The organism is Micromonospora sp. NPDC000316 (genome assembly GCF_042898885.1).
Lineage (GTDB): Bacteria > Actinomycetota > Actinomycetes > Mycobacteriales > Micromonosporaceae > Micromonospora.
On the sequence record NZ_JBIAZG010000001.1, the window covers coordinates 17,906 to 39,551 of the forward strand.

Sequence of the window (21,646 nt, forward strand, 5' to 3'; positions counted from 1 at the left end):
CGGCGGCGCGGCATGACGGCCTCCCCCGACCGGCCTCGGCGACAGACGAGCCTGTGGCTGGACACGCTTCCCGTGTCCCTGCGCGCCCAGCGGCCGGCCCTGTCCGGCGACGTACACACCGATGTGGTCGTGATCGGCGCCGGATTCAGCGGCCTGTGGACCGCCTACTACCTGACGGAACTGGCACCGCAGATCTCCGTGCTCGTGGTCGAGGCGGAGCACGTGGCGTACGGGGCCAGCGGGCGCAACGGCGGTTGGTGCACCACTGAGATGCCCGCTCTGCTGGCCAACCTCGTGCAGCGCTACGGCCCGATGGACGCCATGCGCTTCTACCGGGCGGGTCAACGCACTCTCGACGAGATCGAGCGGGTCCTCGCCGCCGAGGACATCGACTGCGGGTGGCGGCGCGACGGCTCGCTCTACGTCGCCCGTACCCCGCCACAGGTCGCCCGGTTGCACGCCTGGCAGGACATGCGCCTCAAGCTCGGCATCACCGACATGGCGATGTTGTCGGCCTCCGAGACCACCGAGCGGGTCGGCATCGCCGGGGCGCTGCTGAGCGGCTTCACGCCACAGTGCGCGGTGGTGCAGCCCGCCGCCATCGCCGCCGGGCTCGCGCTGGCCGTGGAGCGGCGCGGGGTGACAGTCGTCGAGGGCACCCGCGTGACCGGGTTGCGGCCCGGCGTCGTCGTCACCGATCGGGGCACGATCCGAGCCCGCAGCGTGCTGTGCACCACGGAGGCGTACACGTCGGGTCTCTCCGGCCACGTCCGCCGGGTGCTGCCGGTGATCTCCCGGGTGCTGGCCACCGAGCCACTGCCGGAGGAGCGCTGGCGCGAGGCCGGCTGGCGGGACCGGGTCACCGTCGCCGACTCCCGCTACCAGTTCGCCTACTTCCAGCGCACCGCCGACGACCGGCTGCTTGTGGGCGGTCGGGGGGCCGGCTACCACGCCGGTTCCCGGCCGGACCCGACCGCCCGCTCCGGCGACCGGGTCTTCGCCCGGCTGCGTGAATCCCTCGCCGAGAGCTTCCCCGCCCTGGCCGACGCGCCCGTGAGTCACCGCTGGAGCGGTGCGTACGGGATGCACCGTGACGGTGAACCCGCCGTTGTGTACGACCGCGACAGCGGTCTCGGTCACGCCGGCGGCTACGGCGGCGAGGGAATCGCGCTGAGCAACCTCGCCGGCCGCACGCTTGCCGCGCTCGTGGCCGACGTGAAGCGCCCCGAGACCCGGCTGTTCTGGACCGGGCACCTGTCGCGCCGCTGGGAGCCGGAACCGTTGCGGACCATAGGCGTCCGCGCGGTGAGCGCGCTGGCCACCGCCGCGGACCGCTACGAGGACCGGCTCCGGCGTAGGGCGCCCCTGGCGGGAGCCGTCATGCGCACCGTTCTGTGACCGTCTTCTGCGAGAGGAACTCCGTGTCCAACGACTCCGCACCCCCGCTCAACGGTGGCACCCACATCAACCTGACGGTCCGGGACCTCGACCGCAGCACCGAGTGGTACTGCCGCGCGCTGGGCTTCACAGTCGTCCGCGACGCCCGGCCCGTCGAGTCGGGGTTCACGTTCCGGACACTGCTGCACTCCCGAGCCCTGACCTCCATCGTCCTCGGACAGGCCGACCAGCCCGTCGAGGAGCCGTTCGACGAGCACCGGGTGGGGCTGCACCATCTGGCGTTCCACGTCCCCGAGCGGGAGGACCTGCACACCTGGGTGGCCCATCTCGACTCGGTGGGCGTCGAACACGGCGGGGTGCAGGAGTTGTTCCTGGAGGCCGGGCACGGCGTGTGGCTGCGCGACCCGGACAACATCTGGCTGGAGCTGTACTGGCTCAACGCCGACTACTTCATGCAGCGGATGCGGGAGCACCACAGGGCCCGACGGGCCGAGCGCGTCGGCGGGCAGCAGTGACACTTCCCGACGCCGTCGCGCGGCCCCGGATCGCCGCGGTCGACCTGGCCTGCTCCGACGACCCCTACCCGGAGTACGAGCGGCTGCGCGCACAGGGCCCAGTGGTGCGGGGTGAGTTCGGGCAGTGGCTTGTGGTCGACCACGCCGCGGTCAACGCCCTGCTCCGCGACGGCCGGCTGGCCAGCAACTTCCCCCGGGAGTTCATCCGGTTGACCCTGGGCGACGGACCCGCCGCCGAGTTCCCCTCCCGCATCGTGCTCACCCAGGACCCGCCTGTGCACACACACGCCCGCCGGTTCCTCGGGCAGGCGTTCGGCACGCCACGGGTCCGGGCGATGACCCCGGCGGTGACCGCGCTTGTCGAGGAACTGCTCGCCCCGGCCCGCGACACCGGCCGCCTCGATCTCGTCGCGGAACTGGCGGTGCCGCTGCCGGTCACTGTGATCTGCCGGCTGATCGGCATTCCCGACGCCGACCGGGACGGCGTGCTGACCCGTGTGATCGACCTGGCACAGGTCTTCGACGCGGCGAACCTCCAGCCCGACGAGCGGGACGGCGTGGACGCCGCCGTCGCCTGGCTACGCGAGTACGTCACAGCCCTGCTGCGCGACGCGCCCGCCGGCGACTCGACCCTGGCCGGCATGTTCGCGGCGGCCCTGCCCGAGGAGCGCGGCGACGTCGCCGCGATCGTCGACAACCTGCTCTTCCTGTTCCATGCCGGGTTCGAGACGACGATGGGGCTGGTCTCCAACGGTTGCGTGGCGCTGCTGAAGCACCCCGACCAACTGGAACGGCTACGCCGGGACCCGACACTGGTCCGGTCGGCTGTCGACGAGTTCCTCCGGTTCGACTCGCCGATCCAGAACGCGATCCGGGTGGCCCGGGAGCCGATCGAGATCGGCGGTCACAAGATCAGGACAGGTCGGTCGGTGATGCTGCTGCTCGGCGCGGCGAACCGCGACCCGTCGGTCTTCGACAGGCCGGCCGAGCTGGACCTGTCCCGTACGCCCAACCCGCATCTGGGCTTCGGCGGCGGCCTGCACCACTGCCTGGGCACCGCTGTGGCCCGGCTGATGGGCGAGCTGACGTTCACCGCGCTCGCCACAGGCTTCCGTGACATCGCGGCCGACGGTGCCGCTCTGCGCCGACAGCACGGGAGCCTGCGCTCCTTCGAGCGTCTCCCGCTGGCCGTCCGCTCCGCGTGATGCCGGCACCTGCCCACCCCCCGCGACAGCCCGTTAAGGAGAGACCCGCATGGCGCAGTTGTCCACAGAGATGTACTGGCATTCCACAGAACCAGCCGACATCGGCCCGCCGCTGGACGGCGATGCCTCCTGCGACGTGTGCATCGTCGGCGCGGGCTACACCGGGCTGTGGGCGGCGCACTTCCTCAAGCAGGCCGAACCCGGCCTGTCGGTGCGGATTGTGGAGGCGAAGTTCGCAGGCGACGGCGCGTCCGGGATGAACGCCGGGTTCGTGCAGATGACCGCCGGCAAGGTGCTGCGCCGGATGCTCTGGTATTACGGGGCGGAGAAGGCGGGCGGGGTGTACCGGGCGGTCGCCCGGTCGATCCTGGAGATCGGCCGGTTCTGCCGACAGAACGGCATCGACGCCCAGTACGAGAACACGGGCATCCTCCAGGTCGCCACCGACACCAAGCAGCTCGCGCGGCTGGAGTTGCAGATCAAGCGGGCCCAGCGGGCCGGGGTGACGTCGTTCCGCCTGCTCGACAAGGCGCAGGCGCAGGAGCGGATCGGATCGCCGACTGTCCTCGGGGCGCTGAAGGTCAGCGGCGCGCTGCTCAACCCGTACCGGCTGGTGCGCGGGCTGGCTCGGGTGGTGCAGGAGCAGGGAGTGGTGCTGCACGAGCAGACCCCTGCGCAGACTGTCGAGAAGGTCGACGGGAAGTGGCGGATCACCACCCCGCACGGCACGATCACCGCCGACCAGGTGATCATGGCGACCGAGGCCATGCAGGGCGCGTTCCCCGAACTCCAGGCCCGCCAGATGCCGGTGTGGAACTACCTGCTTGTCACCGAGCCGTTGACGGATGAGCAGTTGGGCCGGGTGCCCTGGCCCGGGCGGGAAGGCGTCGCGAACTCGCTCTCGTTCTCCACAGCGGCCCGGCTGACGGCCGACAACCGCGTGCTCTGGGCGGGCGGCCTGTGGTACATGTTCGGCAACCGGGACACCGATCCCCGCCACCGCCGCAACGACGAGGCGTTCGACAAGCTCGGCGAGTCGTTCCGCGAGTTCTTCCCGCAGTGGCGTGACGTGCGGTTCAGCCACGGCAACGGCGGGCTCATCAGCTGGAGCCACAGCTTCATTCCGCAGTTCGGTCGGACCGACTCGGGCATGGTCTACGCCCACGGGTACACCGGCAGCGGGATCGCGGCGAGCCACACCGGCGGGAAGATCCTGCGCGACCTCGTGCTGCATCGCAAGACGGAGTTCACGGACCTGGCGTTCGTGACCGTCAACCAGCCCAAGTTCCTGCCCTCCCCGTTCGGCGACAGGGGCGGCGAGTTCTTCATCTGGCGGCAACGGGTGGGCGACCAACTGCCGCTCCTGCTGCCGTACCGGTCGGCACTGGCACCCAAACGGTTCTTCGCGCGCCGTACGGCGTCCGCCGGCCGGGCCAACCCGGGCCGCGGCAGCGACTGACCCGCGAACTCCCAGCCGCGCCCGGCGGCCTCGCCGCCGGGCGCTCGCTGGGCTGTCCGCGCAGGTCAGTCGGCGGCAGGGGCGGTCACCGCGCGACGCAGGACCCGGCTCTCCCCCACCGCCAGGTCCCACAGGTCCTCAATGGGTCGCCCGCTGGCCTGCCACGCCTTTCGGGCCTGCTCCAGCGGCTCCAGCGGCGCCTCGGCGGAGAGCGCGAAGGCCCCCCAGTGCATTGTGGCCATCCGCTTGGCACCCAGGTCGCCACAGGCGCGTACGGCCTCGGCCGGGTTCATGTGCAGCGGCTTCATGAACCAGCGGGGCAGGTAGGCGCCGACAGGCATCAGAGCGAGGTCCACCGGGCCGCAGCGGTTCCCGATCTCCGCGAAGTACGGCCCGTAGGCGGAGTCACCGGCGAAGAAGAGCCGCTGCGGCGGCGCGCCGACGGCGGGATCGGCGTCGGCCTCCAGCATCCAACCGCCCCACAGGCTCCGACAGCCGTCGAAGAGGGTCCGGCGACTCCAGTGGTGCACCGGCACGAACCGGAACTCCACAGCGCCGAGACGGGCGGTCTCCCACCAGTCCAACTCCGTGACCGCCGTGAACCCCAGCCGGCGGAACCACCAGCCCAGCCCTCCGGGCACGAGCATCAGGACGTGGCGCGGCAGCCGGCGGATGGTCGGGGCGTCGAGGTGGTCGAAGTGGTTGTGGCTGATGACCACGGCGTCCACCGGGGGCAGCGCCTCCCAGGGCAGACCGGGCGGGGTGAAGCGGGGCCGAACCCCGGGGATGCGCCGTGACCACACCGGGTCGGTGAGCACCACGAGCCCACCGATCTGGACCACGAACGAGGCGTGACCGACCCAGGTCGCCACCAACTCGCCCGCGCCGGCGGGCGGCAGTGGGTCGGCCGGAGAGTGGACGGGAATCTGGTCGACCCGGCTGAGGTCGGGCCGCATTCCACCCTCGGTGATCAGCCTGCGGACCGCCCGGGAGCCGGGCACCGGATGGGTCAGCCGGTCGGCAAAGCTGGTGGGCCAACTGCGGCCACCACGCTTTCTGGAAAGCATCCTGTCAAAGACGCGATAAACACTCCGCGGATATCTCATCTCGTACCTCGATACTCTCGCCGGAATGCCCGACTCTGGCTGCCTTTTTGCGCCGCGAGCTAGGCCCGATCGAGGGTATGCCGAGCCTGGTATTTGCGCTAGCGTCTCGTGCATGTCGGCGACCACACACACCGACAGGCTATGTTTGTCCTGTCTGGACGATTTGCCTCGAGAGCTGTTCATCGGGGGTAAGTGGTCGCCCGCGAACGACCACCGCCAATTGGCGTCTCTGCGTCCGTCCACGGGAGACACGCTCGCGACGGTCGCGCATGCCGATGCCACAGACGTCGCCAGGGCCGTCGCCGCGGCGGGTGCCGCCGGCCGACCCGGATCCCGATGGCACCGGATGTCACCGGCCGCCCGGTCCCGACTGTTGCACCGGGTCGGCGACCTGATCCTCGCGCATGCCGACCGGCTGGCGCTGCTCGACTGCCTCGACAACGGCAAACCGCTGCGGGTGGCCCGGGCGGGCGACGTCCCTGCCGCCGCCGCGGTCTTCCACTACATGGCCGGCTGGCCCGGCCGGCTCAACGGCGAGAACGTCTCGATCTTCACCGGCAACCCGGAGCGGCACCTCGCCATGACAGTGCCCGAGCCGGTGGGCGTGGTGGCGGCCATCATCCCGTGGAACTTTCCGCTCTACATGGCCGCGGCGAAGGTGGCGCCCGCACTGGCGGCCGGCTGCACCGTGGTGCTGAAGCCCGCCGAGCAGACACCGTTGTCCGCGCTGCTGCTCGCACAGTTGGCGCAGGAGGCCGGCCTGCCGCCGGGCGTGCTGAACGTCGTCACCGGCGACGCCGCCACCGGCGCGGCGCTCGCCGCGCAACCGGGCGTCGACAAGGTCACCTTCACCGGGTCGACGGAGGTCGGGCGCAGCATCGTCCGCGCCGCGGCCGTCGACTTCCGCCGGGTGACCCTGGAACTGGGCGGCAAGTCACCGAACATCGTGTTCGGCGACGCCGACCTGCCCCAAGCGATGGACGGCGCGGCCCACGCGATCTTCTACAACCAGGGCGAGACCTGCGTGGCCGGGTCCCGTCTGTATGTGCAGCGACAGGTCTTCGACGAGGTAGTCGCGGGGATCCGGGAGCGGGCCGCGGCGATCAGGGTCGGCGACGGTCTGGACCGGGACACGGACATGGGGCCGCTGATCTCCGCGGAGCACCGGGCGCGGGTGATGTCCTACCTGCACTCGGCCCGTGCCGGCGGCGCGCAGGTCACCGGCGGTCACGCGCCGGACTCGCCGGGCTTCTTCTGCACTCCGGCAGTGGTGACAGGTGCCGACCCGCAGGCCCCGGTGGTCCGCGAGGAAATCTTCGGGCCGGTGCTCGTGGCGCAGCCCTTCGACACGGCGGAGGAGGCGGTGGCACTGGCGAACGACAGTCCGTACGGGCTCGCCGCCGGTGTCTTCACCCGCGACCTGGGCCTGGCACAGCAGGTCGGCCGCCGGCTGCGCGCCGGCACCGTGTGGGTCAACAGTTGGCACGTGCTCGATCCGGCGCTGCCCTTCGGTGGAATGCGCGGCTCCGGTTGGGGACGGGAGATGGGCAGGGCGGGCGTCGACGCCTTTCTGGAGACCAAAACACTGGTCAATGACCTGGGCACCCGGCCGTGGGGGACGGCATCTGCACCGAGGTGAGCACCGGCCCGCGTTCAGCGGCGGGCACGTCGTGGGGAGGCATCGTGACAAGCGAACAGCAGATGCTCGACATCTGGAAAAACATATTCGGTCGCCAGGTGGAGCCGGACACCGACTTCTTCGACGACCTGGAAGGTGACTCGATGGCGGCAGCGGCCATCGTGCATTGGGTGAACATCGTCTTCGGCGTACAGCTGCCGATGATCGAGGTCTTCGACCGGCCCACCCCGGGAGAACTGACCGGGGCGGTGAACGAACTGCGGGCCGCCGCGCGATAGCGGGCGCACGGCCCGCATCACTCCTCGCCCGGTCGCCGGAGAAGCACCGGTTGATCGCATCTCGAGTGACAGTCCGGAGCGCACTTCCGGCAGGGTATTCGTACCACTTTGTTCGCAACCCGCCATCCCGAGGGAACGTCATGGACATCGTGAGATCGGAGCACCACTCATCGCCAGCCAGCGCCTCGCCGCCGGCACCGTGCCGAGCGGACGCCTCGGGCGGCAAGTCGGCGCCGTTGAGCGACCTGCAGTACGCGTATCTGCTCGGCGAGCTGGGCGACTTCCAGCTGGGCGGTCCGGCGCTCTTCTTCGAGGAGTACGCCTGCCAGGATCTGGACGTCCGCGCATTGAGCGCGGCTCTGCACCAGCTCATGTCCCGGCACGAGATGCTCCGGGCGTCGTTCGACGAGACGGGCCTGCTGCACATCCAGGACGATCTGCCCGTGCCGCTGACCTACCGATCGCTTCGCGGCCAGCCGGAACATGCCTGTCGGCGGCTTCTCACCCGCAATCGCGAACGATGTTACGACGAGGGACCGTCGCGCGACGGGCACGCCCCGTTTGAGGTCTTCGTCTTCGCCCTGGACACCCACATCGTGGTGCAGGTGTGCGCGCGGCTGCTGGCCATCGACGGCTTCTCGGGTGAGATCTTCGCCCAGGAGCTGAAGGCCCTGCTGAACGGTGAGTCGCTGCCCCCGCTGCGGTACACCTTCCGGGAGTACCGCAACGAGTTCGAGCGACGTAAGGACAGCGACGAGCACGAGCGGGCACGCCGCTACTGGCTCAACCGGCTGGACACCCTGCCCGCGGCGCCGGAGCTGCCCCGCCGCCGGATGACCGGCGATCCCAGCCCCCGCCTGGTGCGCCGAGTCTTCAAGCTCACCCCCGAGCAGTGGACAAGCCTTGCGGCGCGCATCAGGAAGAGCCGGCTCACCGGCACGATGGTGCTCGGCGCCGCGTTCTGCGAGGTGTTGCGGCACTGGTCGAAGAACGCCGACTTCACCATCAACATCATGTACGGCGACCGGCTGCCCTTTCACCCGGAGGCCGACAAGATCATCGGCAACTTCAGCAGCACACTGCTCATGGAGTGCCGCCAGGGTGGCCCGGGCGACACCTTCCTCGACCGGGCCCGCACCTGGCGCCGGCAACTGCTCCAGGACATGGAACACACCTCGTTCGGCGGAGTCTCCGTCATCCGGCAGCTCAACCAACGGACCGGCAACGCCCGTAACGCGCTGATGCCTGTCGTGTTCACAAGCATGCTCGGCGTCGGAGAGCCGGACTCCGGGGTCTTCCTGGAACACCTCGGCTGGCAGCGGCTGGAGGGCAAGGTCCGCACGCCGCAGGTCGCGCTGGACCACCAGGTGTTCGTGGCCGGCAACGCCCTGGTCACCACCTGGGACAGCGCGGATGACCTCTACCCGGCCGGCATGATCGACGACATGTTCGCCGCCTACCGGTCGCTGCTGGTCCGGCTGGCCACCGGCGACGAGGCGTGGGGGATGGAATCGTTCGATCTCACCCCGGCGGCTCAGCTCAAGGTCCGCGAGCAGGTGAACGACACCGCCGCACCGGCCCGGGTGGCCACCATGCACCAACTCTTCGAGGAGCAGGCCGAGCGGCAGCCGGACCGGCTCGCGGTGATCGCCGACGGCCGGGAGATCACCTACGCCCAACTGCGCGACCAGGCAAGCGCGGTCGCGGCGGAACTCATCGCTGCCGGGGTACGGCCGGGCGAGGTGGTGGGCGTGCAGGCGCTGCGCGGCGCACACCAGATCATCGCGTTGCTCGGGGTGCTGATGGCCGGGGCCGCGTACGTGCCGGTCTCCCCGCAGTGGCCGCGTCGCCGGCGCGAGCAGGTGGCCGAGATCTGTCGACTGCGTGTGCTGCTCGCCGACCGCAGCATCCAGGGCGAGGAGCCGTACACCGACGGGCGGACCATCGACATCGCCACCGCCATCGCCCGGCAGGACGGCGCGGCGTGCCCGGCGGTGGACGTCAGCCCGGAGTCGCTCGCGTACGTCATCTTCACCTCCGGCACCTCCGGCACGCCGAAGGGGGTGATGATCTCGCACAGCAGCGTCGTCAACACGCTCGTCGACATCAACGAGCGGTTCGGCCTGAGCCCTCGCGACCGGGTCCTCGCCGTCTCCGACTACACGTTCGACCTGTCGGTGTGGGACGTGTTCGGGATGCTCGCCGCCGGCGGGGTGGTGGTCGTGCCGACCGCCGGGCAGGAGCGGGAGGTCACCCACCTCTACGAGCTGTGCCAGGCCACCGGGGTCACGGTGTGGAACAGCGTCCCGGCCTACCTGGCGATGTTCGTGGAGTTCGTGCGGACGAGCGGCCGGCACCCGCTCACCGAGCTGCGGCTGGCCATGGTCAGCGGCGACTGGGTGCCGATCAACCTCGGCGCGGAGCTGGCGGAGATCGCGCCGCACGCCGCCTGCGTGAGCCTCGGGGGCGCGACGGAGGCGTCCATCTGGTCCAACTACCACCCGGTGCCGGCGCGGGTGCCCGCACAATGGATCTCGATCCCGTACGGGCACCCGCTACGCAACCAGCGCTTCCAGGTCCTCGACGGCCGTCTGATGGACCGCCCCGACTGGGTGCCTGGCGAGTTGTTCATCGGCGGCCGCGGCCTCGCCCTTGGCTACCTGGGTGACAGGGAGCTGACCGCCGCGTCGTTCCTCGTGCATCCACAGCGGCAGGAACGGATCTACCGCACGGGCGACTGGGCCCGCTACTGGCCCGACGGCACGCTGGAGTTCCTCGGCCGGGAGGACCCACAGGTCAAGGTCAACGGCTTTCGTGTGGAACTCGGCGAGATCGAGGCGGCGCTGCTGGCCCACCCGGAGGTCACCGACGCCGCAGTCGTCACCCGCACCGACGGAAGGGCCGTGTCGCTTGTCGCCTTCGTCGCCTCGCAGACGCCGGCCGAGCAGTTGGACACGCAGTTGAAGGACCACCTCGCGGCCCGGTTGCCGGACTACATGGTGCCGCGCAGCATCGACGTACGGCAGCGGCTGCCGCTGACCGCCAACGGCAAGGTCGACAGGCGGCAACTGGCCGAGCGGGCGGCAAACGTGGGGGCCACGCGGCAGGTCGGCGACGACGCGCCAAAGCCCGGCACCGAGCGGGACCTGGCCACGCTGTGGCAGGAGCTGTTGGAGGTGCCGAAGGTCGGCCGCTCCGTCGACTTCTTCGCCTACGGCGGCAGTTCGCTCCTGGCGGCACGCCTGATGAACCGCATCGAGCAGCAGTTCGGACGGCGGCTGCCGCTGGCCACGCTCTACACCTCGGGCACCGTCGCGGCGATCGCCGCGATGCTCGATGCCGCCGCCGACACGGAGCCGGCGCGCAGCCTCGTCGCGCTGTCCGACAACGGGCACCGCCCGCTGATCCTGGTGCACCCGGTCGGCGGTGACCTGCTGTGTTACCGCCCACTGGTGGCGGAGTTGGGCGAGCGGCACCGGGTGCTCGGCCTGGCCGCGCCGTCCCCGGCGCAGCCGACGGCGTCCATCGAGGACCTGGCAACCCGCTACCTGGCCGAACTCGCGCCGATCCTGACGGACGAGCCGCCGGACCGGGTGATCCGGCTTGCCGGCTGGTCGCTGGGCGGCGTGGTGGCGTACGAGATGGCCCGGCAGCTGCGACGGCAGGGCCGGGAGTGCGCGGTGCTGCTCATCGACCCGTGGATCGGCTGCGGCGCCAAGTCCACTGTCGACGACGCCGCCCTCGTGAAGGCGTTCCTGCACAACCTCGCCGGCACGCCTGTGGAGGTGTCGAGCGACCCGTGCACACCGAACGCCGCCCTGGAGACGCTACGCCGGACGTGGGCGGCGCCGCCCCCGCAGCTCAAGGACCTGAAGTCGGTGACGTACGCCGAATTGCAGGAGATGTACGCGGTCTTCGTGACCAACACCCGGGCGCTGCTGCGGTATTCGTTCGTCGCCGAACAGGGCCTGGAGGTGGACGTGGTGGAGGCGTCGCGGGGGCTGATCGGCCCGGCGGCGGGCTACCTGTCGCCGCTGCGGCACGCCGCGGCCGTGCTAAACGCCCGCTTCCACATGCTGGAGGGCGACCACTTCGCGGTTGTCGACCACGAGCAGGCGCAGGCGGTGGCTCGGCTCATCGACGGAATGCGGTAGGACCGGAAGGGGCCCCGCGACGCGTATGACCGGCGTCGCGGGGCCCCTTCCGGTGCAGTGCCCGGTGGCACCGTCGAGTGTCAGGCGACGCCTGCGTTTGTGGTGAACGCGGTGTGCAGGGCCTCGCGGATGCCCGGGCGGGAGCCGAAGACAAGCAGGAAGGTCGCCTCCCGCAGCAGTCGCTGGGCGTGCTGATCGAGCAGGACCGCGCGGCTGCCGTCCGCCACGGCCAGGTTCGCGCTGGCCCGCAGCGCCAGCTCCGAGGCGGCGGCGCGGGCGGCGGGCATGGCCTGCGGGTCGGCGGTGTCGAGGCGGTCACGGGTGGCGTCGAGCTGCGAGCGCAGCAGCGGCTCGTCGGCCAGCTCGATGGCCCGGTCGGCCACCCCGAGCGCGAGGGAACCGTTGAAACGCAGCGTCGCCGGGTCCCGCTGCCGCCACGCCTCGAGCGGCATCTGGTTGGCGACACGGTCGGCGGACACGAAGTGGTTGTCGAAGGTGACAGTCACGGTGCTGCTGGCGTTGACCGCCGACATCCGCAGCGGCTCGACGGTAAGCGTGTCACTCGTCGCGGCGTCGACAAGGGCGAAGACGAGCGTGTCGTCGGGCATCCGGGCGGCAACGTAGATCGTGTCGACAAGGCCCCAGCCGCTTACCCACGGCGCGGCGCCGGAGAACCGGAACCCGCCGTCGACAGGGGTCGCCGACAGCGCCGCCGGACCGGGCCGCACCGCCGCGCCGATCGCCAGCCCCGACCGGCGCTGCCCCGTGGCCAGCGGCTCCAGCCAGGCCGCCCGCAGCTCGGCGTTGCTGGTGTTGGCCGCCGCCATCACCGCGTTGTGGTGCTGGGCCCAGAGGAACGTGGTGGTGAGGCAGCCGCTGGCGAGGGTCTCGATGACCCGGCACACCGCGGGGAAGCTCGGCAGGTCGAGGCTGTTGAACTCCGGCGGCGCGGCCAGCCCGTAGAAGCCCCGCTCGGCGAGCAGGTCCAGGTGGGAGATGGGGACGCGGTCGGCGCCGTCGACCGCCAGCGCGGCGGGGAACAACACCTCGTCGGCGATCTCGCGCGCCTGCCGCAGGCTTGTGGACTCGTCGATGGAGACAGTCACAGCAGTGCCCTCCGTTCACGGGGCCCCGGGGGGCCGGTGGTGCGGGCCATGGCCGGGTGGCCGCGTCGGCTGCCACGGTGGCTGGCCCGCCAACCACCGAAACTCGTCTTTACTAGTATCCTGGCGTGTCTGCGGAAGACGAGACAATGCCCGTTATGATGCTAGGACATCTCCCCTGATAGATCACGCACCGGAGGGCGCCGTGGCAGGAGAACCTTCGTTCATCGAATTTGCAGTTCCGGTTCCCGAACGCACCCGGGACTTCTACGAGGCGCTGTTCGGCTGGAAGTTCACGATGCTCACCCACGGGTCGTACATCGAGATGCCGGGCGCGGCCCCGGGCATGGAGGCCGGGTCCCACCCGGACACCGACCCTCCGCACATCATCGTCTACTTCGCCGTGGACGACCTGGCGGCGGCCGTCGAGCGGGTCAGGGAGCTGGGCGGCGAGGTGGGCCCGTTGCGGCCGCCGAGCCCGCAGTACGGCGCGTTCGCCGAGTGCCGCGACAGCCAGGGCGTCGCCTTCGGCCTACGGGAGCTGCCCAAGGCCGGGTGACCGGCCGTCCGGGCACGACGGCGGCGGTCGGCGGCTTCCCGCCGGCCGCCGCCGCGCTGCCATTGGTTCCACGCGTGGCACCACCGCTTCGCAGGCCGTACGGACGCCTGCGCGGCTCAGGACTGTGTGCCCGGCAGCCGCTGCGGGTCGGTCACCACCGCCGCGGCCAACTCCACGTAGTCCTTGACGAACTGCCCGGCCCAGGCCGGAGTGAACCTGTCGCGTTCACACATGAGGACGGCGGTGAGCGTGTCGCCCTGCGGTACGACGACGAACTCCAGCGCGAACCTGCTGCGCTCCAACTGCGCCTCAAGGTCGTCAAGCTCGTCGCCGCTCATGTCGGCCCTCGGCACGAACGACCCGAGCAACTGGAACATGACGTCGTCGGTGCGGCCCTCCCCGGTGACCGACCCGGGCGGCAGCAGCTGCGCCGGTAGCTCCTGGTGGCGCAGGCCCTCCATCACCACGTTGCGCACCTGCCGCAGCAGGTCGGTGAACGGCTCGGCGGCGACCACCTGACCCCGCAGCAGCACCATCGACACGAAGAAGCCCACCGTGTCGCGGACCTCGGGCCGGCTGCGGTTGGCGAACAGCGACGCCACAGTCAGGTCCGACTGGCCGGTGGCCCGGTGCAGCACCAGGTAGAACAGCGAGAGCATCACCGGGAAGAGCGTGGTGCGTTGCCGGCGGGCGAGCTGGTGCAGCCCGTGCGCGACGTGCGGGTCGATTGTCAGCTCCACCGACACCCAGGCCGGCTCGTCGGGGCCCCGAAGGACCTCGGCGCGCTCGGGCAGGCGCACCAGCCGCGCGCCGTCGAGCTGCCGACGCCAGTGGTCGGACAGTGCCCCCGAATCCGGCCCGGAGATCCGCTCCCGCTGCCATGCCGCCCACGTGGCGTACTGCCATCCGACCTCCGGCAGCTCCTCGCCCTGGTAGAGCGCGCGGATGTCGCGTGACAGCAGCGCGTTGGACCAGTCGTCGCTGACGTAGTGGTGCATGGTCAGCACGAAGACGTGGTGCTCGGGGCCGATGGTGATCAGCGTGGGCCGGGTGGGCCACACGCCGAACTGGACTGCTGTGGTCAACTCGGTGGCGATGTGTTCGCGGGCGGCCCGGCGGGGATCGGCGTGCCCGGACACGTCCACGCGCAGCAACTCGACAGGTCGCGGCGGATTGATCACCTGGACGAGCTGGCGGCGCCGGGCGACGAACGTCGTCCGCAGCGACTCGTGCCGCTCGTGCAGCAGGTCCACGGCACGGCGCAGGGCTGCGACGTCGCAGTCCCCGCGCAGGTGCCACACCACCTGCTCGTTTAGTGAGTGCTGTTGTCCTCGATAGTGGTCCATCAGCCACAGGAGGCGTTGACCCACCGAAGCCGGTTCCTCTCGCATGCGGCGACGCTACCGCAGCAAGCGCGTGGTTACGAGTGTCCTGAAGATACTTCGACAGTCTCCGAAGACACTCCTTGACACGAGTTTCGGAAAGCCCGAATAATCGGCGGCGGACGCGGGGCGTGCACGCCGTACCGGTCCGTCGGGAGGCCCCTATGACAGCCGTTCGTGCGCCACGGGTCACCTTCGACGTCTCGGACCCGCAACTGCTTGCCGACCCCTTCCCCACGTACGAGCGGCTGCGCCGCACCGGCGCTGTGCTGAGCAACGGGCCGGGGCAGTGGGTGGTCCCCGGCTACCGCGAGGTCGCCGCCCTGCTCAAGGACCAGCGGCTCACCAAGACCCTGCCGGAGCAGTACTACCGCTTCACCGTCGGTGACCCGGAGTTGAGCGGCTTCCTGTCCGGGCAGAACCTCGGCCAGCGCAACCGGCTCGCCAGCCGGGTCCTGGTCAGCTCGTTCAGCCCCGGCCTGGTCCGACGGCTCGACGAACGCATGACCTCCCTCGTGGACGACCTGCTCGAACCCGTTCTCGCGACCGGTCGGATGGACCTGGTCGCCGACCTCGCGCTGCCCTTCCCCCTGATGGTCATCTGCGACCTGCTCGGGGTGCCGGCGGCCGACAGGTCCCTGCTGTGGCCGCACGCGGCGCAGTTGGTCAGGGCCTTCAGCGACGTGGCCTTCCACGACGACCACGGCATCGACGAGGCGGTCCGCTCACTGCGCTGGCTGCGCGCGTACCTCGGCGACCTCGTCGAGAACGGCCCCGACGGCGACAACCTGCTGAGCCGGATGGCCCGGACGGAGTCCGACGGGCAGCGGCTGCGCCGCGAGGAGATCGTCGACAACGCCATAACTGTCTTCTACGCCGGCTTCGAGACGTCGATGGGCATGATCTCCAACGGCATGGTCGCCCTGCTGGAGCACCGCGACCAGCTCGCCCGGCTTCGCGCGGGCACGGCCGACACCGCCACCGCCGTCGAGGAGATGCTGCGCTACGAGGCGCCGATCCAGGTGACCATGCGCAGCCCGCTGGAGCCGGTGGAGGTCGCCGGCCGGGTCATCCGCCCCGGCCGCGTCCTCTACCTGCTGGTCGGGTCGGCAAACCGGGACCCGGAGCAGTTCGACGAGCCGGACCGCTTCGACGTCGGCCGCCGGCCCAACCCGCACCTCAGCTTCGGCGCCGGCGTGTACCACTGCCTCGGCGCCGCCCTGGCCCGCGCCGAAGGAGTCGCCGTGTTCGACAGGCTGCTGCGGCGTACGAGCGCCATCGAGTTCGACGGCGAGCCGGTACGCCGGCCGCGCTTCAACTTCCGCACCTACGACCAGGTGCCGCTCGCGGTGCGTCCGGCGTGACGGTGACCAGCACGAGGCGCCCGGACCCGGCCGCCAGGAAGCGAGGACGGCGTTGAACCTGCACGACGACCCGGCCGAGGCCGCGTTCCGCGCCGGGCTGCGCGAGTGGCTCCGCTCCCGCCTGCCGGACGACGACCCGTCCCGGGTGTGGAGCACCACGCAGCTGCGCGAGTGGAGCCGCGACCTGTCCGAGGCCGGCTACGCCGGCATCACCTGGCCGAAGGAGTACGGCGGCCGCGGGCTGACCGCCGCCTACCAGGCCATCTTCGTCGAGGAGACCGCCCGCGCCGGCGCACCGGACCACATCAACATCATCGGAATGAACATGGTGGGCCCGACGCTCATCGCACACGGCACCGACGAGCAGAAGTCGCGCTACCTCCCCGGCATCCTGTCCGGTCGTACCCTGTTCTGCCAGGGGTTCTCGGAGCCGGAGGCCGGCTCCGACCTGGCGGCGGTGCGCACGTCGGCGCGGCGGGCGGAGCCGGACGGCTACCTGCTCGACGGCGAGAAGGTCTGGTCCTCCTACGCCCACCTGGCCGACCACTGCCTGCTGTTGGCCCGCACCGGCCCCAGCGAGCCGAAGCACCAGGGGCTCACCTGCTTCCTGCTGGACATGCGGGCGCCGGGGGTGAAGGTGTCGCCCCTGCGGCAGCTCAACGGCGACACCGACTTCAACCAGATCATCCTCACCGAGGCGCAGGTTCGCGACGCGGACGTCGTGGGCCAGGTCGGCAAGGGCTGGTCGGTGGCGCTGTCCACGTTGGCCCACGAGCGGGGAACGTTCGGGATCACCCTCACCGCCCGGCTGGTCGCCCAGTTCGACAGGCTGCTGCGGCTGGTGTGCGAGGTCGGCGCCGACGGTGACCCGGCCGTCCGTCGGGAGCTGGCCGCGCTGCACGCACGGTTGCAGGGGCTGCGGTATACGGGCTACCGGTCGCTGGCCGCGCTGCGCCGCTCCGGCGAGCCCGGTGCGGAGGCATCCATCCTCAAGCTCGAATGGTCGCTGCTGCACCAGCGGGTCTGCGCGCTCGCGCTGCGCGTGCAGGGCCCGACGGCGCTGCTCGACGGCGGCGACGCCGTCTGGCAGGGGTACTGGCAGCGGCAGATGCTGCGCAGCCGGGCGAACACGATCGAGGGCGGCACCTCCGAGATCCTTCGCGGGATCGTCGCCGAGCGCGTGCTGGGCCTGCCCAGATCCCGCCAGTGACCACCGGCCCGCGACGACACGGAGAAGACCATGGACTTTGCCCTCACCGATGAGCAGCGGGAGATCCGTCGGGCTGCCCGTGACCATCTGGAGCGGCACTATCCGGCGGCGCGTGTGTGCGCTCTGGCGGAGGGCCCCGGCGGGAGCGAGGCGGGCGCCTGGCCCGAGCTGATCCGGCAGGGCTGGCTGGACGACGACCTCGGCATGGTCGAGCTGACGCTGTTGGCCGAGGAGAGCGGGCGGTGCCTGCACCCGACGCCGTGGTGGACGACTGTCGCCCTTGCCGCACCGTACGCGTCGGCCGCCGGCGAGGCCCTGACCGTGCCGGCGACACTCGCCGACGGCGCACCGGACGGCACCGCGACGCCCGGCGCCGGGACGGTGCGGGCCACCCGCCCGCCGCAGGGCTGGACCCTCACCGGGCAGGTGCCGGCGGTGCCGCAGGCGGGCGCGGTGCGCTGCGTGGTGGTACGCGCCCACACCGATGAGGGGCCCGCCGTGTTCGCCTGCGACACCGGGTCACCAGGGCTGGTCGTGGAGGAGTTGACGACGCTTGACACGCTGCGCCGGATGGCCCTGGTCCGGTGGGACGGCACGCCGGCCCGGCTGCTCGTCGAGCCGACCCGCACGGCGGAGGCCGCGCGGCGGACCCAACTGCGTGGCGGCGTGCTGTTGGCCGCCGAGGCGGTCGGGGTCGCGGCGGGCGCGCTGGACATGGCCGTCACGCACGCCCGCCAGCGGGAGCAGTTCGGGCGGCCGATCGGCAGCTTCCAGGCCGTGGCGCACCAACTGACGGAGGCGTACGTCGACACCGAGCTGGCCAGGTCGCTTGCGTACCGGGCCGCCTGGCTTGTGCAGAACGACCCCGAGGGGTCACCGGCGTGCGCGCAGGCGGTCGACGAGGCGGTGCTTGTGGCGCGCGGCGCGGCCGTGCGGACCTGCGAGACCGCGATCCAGGTCACCGGCGGCATGGGTGTGACGTGGGAGTACCCGCTGCACCGGTGGCTGCGCCGGGCGCTCTGGCTGGAGGCCTTCCCGGGGTTCGGCGACGACCCGCACGGTCGGGTGGCCGAGCAGTTGCTGCGGCCCGGTGACACAGGCGGAATCAACCCCGGCACGCCCGATGGGCGTTAGCGTGACGCTTTCCGTCGACAACCGAGGAGGCCGCAGTGGTCAGCCCCGAGACCGTCAGCAGCATCGCCCTGGCACTTCCCGGAGCGCGCCAGGCGGCGCACTTCGACGTGACCGACTTCCGAGTCAACAACAAGATCTTCTGCACCCTTCCCAAGCCCGGAGTGATGGGGATGCGGATCGACGTCGCCGAGCAGGCGGCGCTCATCAGCGAGGACCCGGCGACCTTCTCGGCGCCGAACAACAAGTACGGGCAGAGCGGTTGGACGTTCGTCGAACTGGCGACTGTCGACCCGACACAGCTGCGAGAGCTGATCACCGATGCGTGGCGCCGGCTCGCGTCCAGGAAATTGCAGGCCGAGTTGGACGAGGCCGATTCCTGACACCCCGCCACGCGACTCCGGTGGCCAGCTGCCACCGGAGCCTCACGCGAAGGGACGGAGACACACGTGGGCACCAGGCGCACCATCGACGCTGATTCGATTTTCAAGCTCCTCGAACTCGGCGACTACCTTCTGCCGTACACCATCCGGGCGGCCTGCCTGCTCGGCGTGGCCGACCACCTGGTGGACGGGCCGGTGCCGATGTCCCGGCTGGCCCAGGTCACCGGGACCCACGAGCCCACCCTCCGCAAGACGCTCGAGTACCTGGCGACCCGGGACCTGTTCGAGCTTGTGGAACCGGACAGCGTGGCGCTGACCCCGCTGTCGGACCTGCTGCGCGAGGAGCATCCGTACTCGGCGCGCGACATCTTCCTCTCCCCGGTGGCGTGCACCCGGGCGATGGAGGGGCTCGCCGATTCGATCCGCACCGGCGGGCCCGCGTTCGACGTGGTGCACGGCCGGTCCATGTGGGAGCACCTGAGCGCCCATCCCGAGGACGGCGAGGCGTTCGACAGGGTGATGAGCGGGGTCACCGGCATGGAGTTGTTGGCCGTGCTGCGGTCCTGCGACTGGGGGCGCTTCGCCAGCATCGTGGACGTCGGCGGCGGCAACGGCGGCTTCCTGTCCAGCCTCCTGCGCCGGGTCCGGGGTGCCCAGGGGGTGCTGTTCGACCTGCCGGGTGTCGTGGCCAACGCCCCCGAGGTCCTGGCCGCCGCGGGTGTCGCCGACCGGGTGGAGGTGGTGCCCGGCAGCTTCCTGGAGGGGCCCATCCCGCCCGGCGGCGACGCGTACGTGCTCAAGCGCATCCTCTACAGCTGGAGCGACGACGAGGTGGTGGGCATTCTCGGTCGCGTCCGCGCCGCGATGAAGCCACACAGCCGACTGTTCATCATGGAGGCCGGGCGGCAGGAGGCCGAAGTGCCGGCCCTGGCGCGCCGCATGGACCTGCTCATGCACACCCTGACCGCGGGCGGCGCGCGGACCCTCGATCAGCAGAGCGAGTTGCTGGACCGGGCCGGGCTACGGCTGGTGCGCAGCGTCTCCACCCCGATGTTCCCGATCATCGAGGCAGCGCCCGCGTGACCGGCCCGCTCGGTTGGCTGGACCGCCCCGACGAGCGGCGCGGCATCCGGTTCGCCGAGCCCGACGGGTCGTGGCGGCTGTGGTCGTACGCCGAGTTGGCGGACCTGGTGCGCCGGTACGCGGGGGCGCTGCGCGATGCCGGGGTGGGCGCGGGCGACGTGGTGTCGATAGTGGAGACCACCGGCCCGCGCTTCGTGGGACTGCTGTTCGGCACCATGCTCGCCGGTGGCGCCGCCTCGCCGGTGGCGCCACCGCCGCCCTTCGGGGACCGGGCACGCTGGGCCGAGCACCTGCGTGGCGTGCTGCGGGCCAGCACGCCACGACTGGTCGTGCACGACCCGGCGCTGTCGCTGGTGGCCGAGGTGTGCGCCGAGGCGGGCGTGCCGGCGTACGACGGCGAGCGGTTGCTCGCCTGCGCAGCCGCCGCCGTCGGTCCCCCGCCGCCGCCCGGACCGGACGGACTGGCGCTCGTGCAGTTCACCTCGGGAAGCAGCGGCCGGGTACGCGGGGTGCGCGTGCCCCACGCGGCGCTGGCGGCCACCGTCGCAGGCATCCAGCGGTGGCTGCGGATGACGCCCGACGATCCGACCGCCTCCTGGCTGCCCGTGCACCACGACATGGGCCTGGTGGGTTGCCTGCTGGCGCCGGTGGCCACCGGGTCGGACCTGTGGCTGATGTCGCCGGGCGACTTCGTCCGTCGACCGCTGCGCTACCTGGAGTGCTTCGGCCGGCGGGGCGCCCGGCTGACCGCGATGCCGGCCTTCGGGCTGGACCACATCGTCCGGCGGGTGCCCCCCGAGGCGCTGACCGGTTTGGACTTCTCGGCCTGGCGGGCGGTGATCGTCGGCGCGGAACGGATCCGGCCGGCGCTGCTGGCGGAGTTCGCCCGCTTCACCGCACCGCACGGGCTGCGCCGCGAGGCGCTGCTGCCCGCGTACGGGCTGGCCGAGGCGACGCTGTCGGTGACAGGCCTGCCGCTGGACACCGGCTGGCGCACCGCCACCGTCGAGCAGGCCGAGGTGGTGGGCTGCGGACGGCCGCTCGCCGGCGCACAGGTGACAGTGGTGGACGACGACTGTCGGGCCGTTCCCGACGGGACGGTCGGCGAGATCGTGGTGCGCGGCCCGTCCGTGGCCGCTGGCTACCTGCCGGCGGCCGGGGACGACACCGCAAGCAGGACACGGATTGTCGACGGGGAGGTGCGCACCGGCGATGCCGGCTTCGTCGCCGACGGGGAACTGTTCGTGCTGGGCCGCCTCGGCGACGGCGTCAAGGTGCGCGGCCGGATGCTGCTCGCCGAGGACGTCGAGGCGGCCGCAGTGGCGGCCTGCGGCGCCCCGGTCGGGCGGATCACCGCCCTGCTCGGGCAGGTCGGTGACGAACCACGGGTGGTGCTGCTGCTGGCCCGGCCCGAGCCGGGCTGGCTACCGGCGGCGTGCGCAGCGGCCGAGGTCGTGGCGGAGGGGGTGCCTGTGGAGCCGATTGTCGTGCCGGTGGGCGCGGTGGCGCGCACCAGCAGCGGCAAGCCCCGCCGTCGGCTCATGTGGCAGGACTACCTCGCCGGCCGGCTCGGCCTCGGTGAGCCAGCGACGAACGGGCCTGCGACGCGCGAGCCGGCGACGAACGGGCCTGCGACCGACGGGTCGGCAGGGGTGCTCGCCACGAGGTAGGCGGCCG

The 21,646-nt window shown here is 71.5% G+C and carries 17 protein-coding genes; 14 read left to right on the forward strand and 3 right to left on the reverse strand.

Going from position 1 to position 21,646, the window contains the following annotated elements:
- The first annotated feature begins 12 nt into the window (after nucleotides 1-12).
- Genes ACFY2Q_RS00100 through ACFY2Q_RS00115 form a run of 4 tightly spaced genes read left to right on the forward strand, consistent with a single transcriptional unit; the run spans nucleotide 13 to nucleotide 4,577 of the window.
- Nucleotides 13-1,398, forward strand: a complete 1,386-nt coding sequence (locus ACFY2Q_RS00100; RefSeq protein ID WP_387125958.1) for an NAD(P)/FAD-dependent oxidoreductase — start codon at nucleotides 13-15, stop codon at nucleotides 1,396-1,398.
- A gap of 23 nt (nucleotides 1,399-1,421) precedes the next feature.
- A complete protein-coding gene (locus tag ACFY2Q_RS00105) occupies nucleotides 1,422-1,913 on the forward strand; it encodes a VOC family protein (protein ID WP_387125960.1) in 492 nt (163 codons plus the stop codon).
- Nucleotides 1,910-3,118, forward strand: a complete 1,209-nt coding sequence (locus ACFY2Q_RS00110; protein ID WP_387125962.1) for a cytochrome P450 — start codon at nucleotides 1,910-1,912, stop codon at nucleotides 3,116-3,118. The genes ACFY2Q_RS00105 and ACFY2Q_RS00110 overlap by 4 nt, the downstream gene beginning before the upstream one ends.
- 49 nt (nucleotides 3,119-3,167) lie before the next feature.
- Nucleotides 3,168-4,577: an NAD(P)/FAD-dependent oxidoreductase gene (locus tag ACFY2Q_RS00115; protein ID WP_387125964.1), complete on the forward strand. Its 1,410-nt coding sequence runs from the start codon at nucleotides 3,168-3,170 to the stop codon at nucleotides 4,575-4,577.
- A 65-nt stretch (nucleotides 4,578-4,642) separates the two neighbouring features.
- Here the strand turns inward: ACFY2Q_RS00115 and ACFY2Q_RS00120 are convergent, their stop codons facing one another.
- On the reverse strand, nucleotides 4,643-5,644 hold the full coding sequence (locus ACFY2Q_RS00120) for an MBL fold metallo-hydrolase (protein ID WP_387125966.1): 1,002 nt from the start codon (nucleotides 5,642-5,644) through the stop codon (nucleotides 4,643-4,645).
- A 151-nt stretch (nucleotides 5,645-5,795) separates the two neighbouring features.
- Between ACFY2Q_RS00120 and ACFY2Q_RS00125 the strand changes: the two genes are divergently transcribed.
- The 3 genes from ACFY2Q_RS00125 (at nucleotide 5,796) to ACFY2Q_RS00135 (ending at nucleotide 11,754) form a co-directional block, all read left to right on the forward strand.
- Nucleotides 5,796-7,322: an aldehyde dehydrogenase family protein gene (locus ACFY2Q_RS00125; protein ID WP_387125968.1), complete on the forward strand. Its 1,527-nt coding sequence runs from the start codon at nucleotides 5,796-5,798 to the stop codon at nucleotides 7,320-7,322.
- Between the two features lie 44 nt (nucleotides 7,323-7,366).
- Nucleotides 7,367-7,600 carry an acyl carrier protein gene (locus ACFY2Q_RS00130; protein ID WP_387125970.1) on the forward strand — a complete coding sequence of 78 codons (234 nt, stop codon included), beginning with the start codon at nucleotides 7,367-7,369 and terminating at the stop codon, nucleotides 7,598-7,600.
- Between the two features lie 140 nt (nucleotides 7,601-7,740).
- Nucleotides 7,741-11,754 carry an amino acid adenylation domain-containing protein gene (locus ACFY2Q_RS00135; RefSeq protein ID WP_387125972.1) on the forward strand — a complete coding sequence of 1,338 codons (4,014 nt, stop codon included), beginning with the start codon at nucleotides 7,741-7,743 and terminating at the stop codon, nucleotides 11,752-11,754.
- An 80-nt stretch (nucleotides 11,755-11,834) separates the two neighbouring features.
- Here the strand turns inward: ACFY2Q_RS00135 and ACFY2Q_RS00140 are convergent, their stop codons facing one another.
- Complete coding sequence (locus ACFY2Q_RS00140; protein ID WP_387125974.1) at nucleotides 11,835-12,860, reverse strand: acyl-CoA dehydrogenase family protein; 1,026 nt, start codon at nucleotides 12,858-12,860, stop codon at nucleotides 11,835-11,837.
- Nucleotides 12,861-13,062: 202 nt separating this feature from the next.
- Between ACFY2Q_RS00140 and ACFY2Q_RS00145 the strand changes: the two genes are divergently transcribed.
- Nucleotides 13,063-13,416, forward strand: coding sequence for a VOC family protein (locus ACFY2Q_RS00145; RefSeq protein WP_387125976.1), 354 nt, complete (start codon nucleotides 13,063-13,065; stop codon nucleotides 13,414-13,416).
- A 116-nt stretch (nucleotides 13,417-13,532) separates the two neighbouring features.
- Here the strand turns inward: ACFY2Q_RS00145 and ACFY2Q_RS00150 are convergent, their stop codons facing one another.
- Complete coding sequence (locus tag ACFY2Q_RS00150) at nucleotides 13,533-14,807, reverse strand: condensation domain-containing protein (RefSeq protein WP_387125978.1); 1,275 nt, start codon at nucleotides 14,805-14,807, stop codon at nucleotides 13,533-13,535.
- A 155-nt stretch (nucleotides 14,808-14,962) separates the two neighbouring features.
- Between ACFY2Q_RS00150 and ACFY2Q_RS00155 the strand changes: the two genes are divergently transcribed.
- The 6 genes from ACFY2Q_RS00155 (at nucleotide 14,963) to ACFY2Q_RS00180 (ending at nucleotide 21,639) form a co-directional block, all read left to right on the forward strand.
- Nucleotides 14,963-16,162, forward strand: coding sequence for a cytochrome P450 (locus ACFY2Q_RS00155; RefSeq protein ID WP_387125980.1), 1,200 nt, complete (start codon nucleotides 14,963-14,965; stop codon nucleotides 16,160-16,162).
- Between the two features lie 52 nt (nucleotides 16,163-16,214).
- Complete coding sequence (locus tag ACFY2Q_RS00160; RefSeq protein ID WP_387125983.1) at nucleotides 16,215-17,372, forward strand: acyl-CoA dehydrogenase family protein; 1,158 nt, start codon at nucleotides 16,215-16,217, stop codon at nucleotides 17,370-17,372.
- Between the two features lie 30 nt (nucleotides 17,373-17,402).
- Nucleotides 17,403-18,506, forward strand: coding sequence for an acyl-CoA dehydrogenase family protein (locus ACFY2Q_RS00165; RefSeq protein ID WP_387125985.1), 1,104 nt, complete (start codon nucleotides 17,403-17,405; stop codon nucleotides 18,504-18,506).
- A 35-nt stretch (nucleotides 18,507-18,541) separates the two neighbouring features.
- The gene (locus ACFY2Q_RS00170; RefSeq protein ID WP_387125987.1) at nucleotides 18,542-18,886 is read left to right on the forward strand and encodes an MmcQ/YjbR family DNA-binding protein; all 345 of its coding nucleotides are present in this window, start codon (nucleotides 18,542-18,544) and stop codon (nucleotides 18,884-18,886) included.
- 66 nt (nucleotides 18,887-18,952) lie between these two features.
- A complete protein-coding gene (locus tag ACFY2Q_RS00175; RefSeq protein WP_387125989.1) occupies nucleotides 18,953-19,969 on the forward strand; it encodes a methyltransferase in 1,017 nt (338 codons plus the stop codon).
- A complete protein-coding gene (locus ACFY2Q_RS00180) occupies nucleotides 19,966-21,639 on the forward strand; it encodes an AMP-binding protein (RefSeq protein ID WP_387125991.1) in 1,674 nt (557 codons plus the stop codon). Before ACFY2Q_RS00175 ends, ACFY2Q_RS00180 begins: the two co-directional genes overlap by 4 nt.
- Nucleotides 21,640-21,646 lie beyond the last annotated feature (7 nt).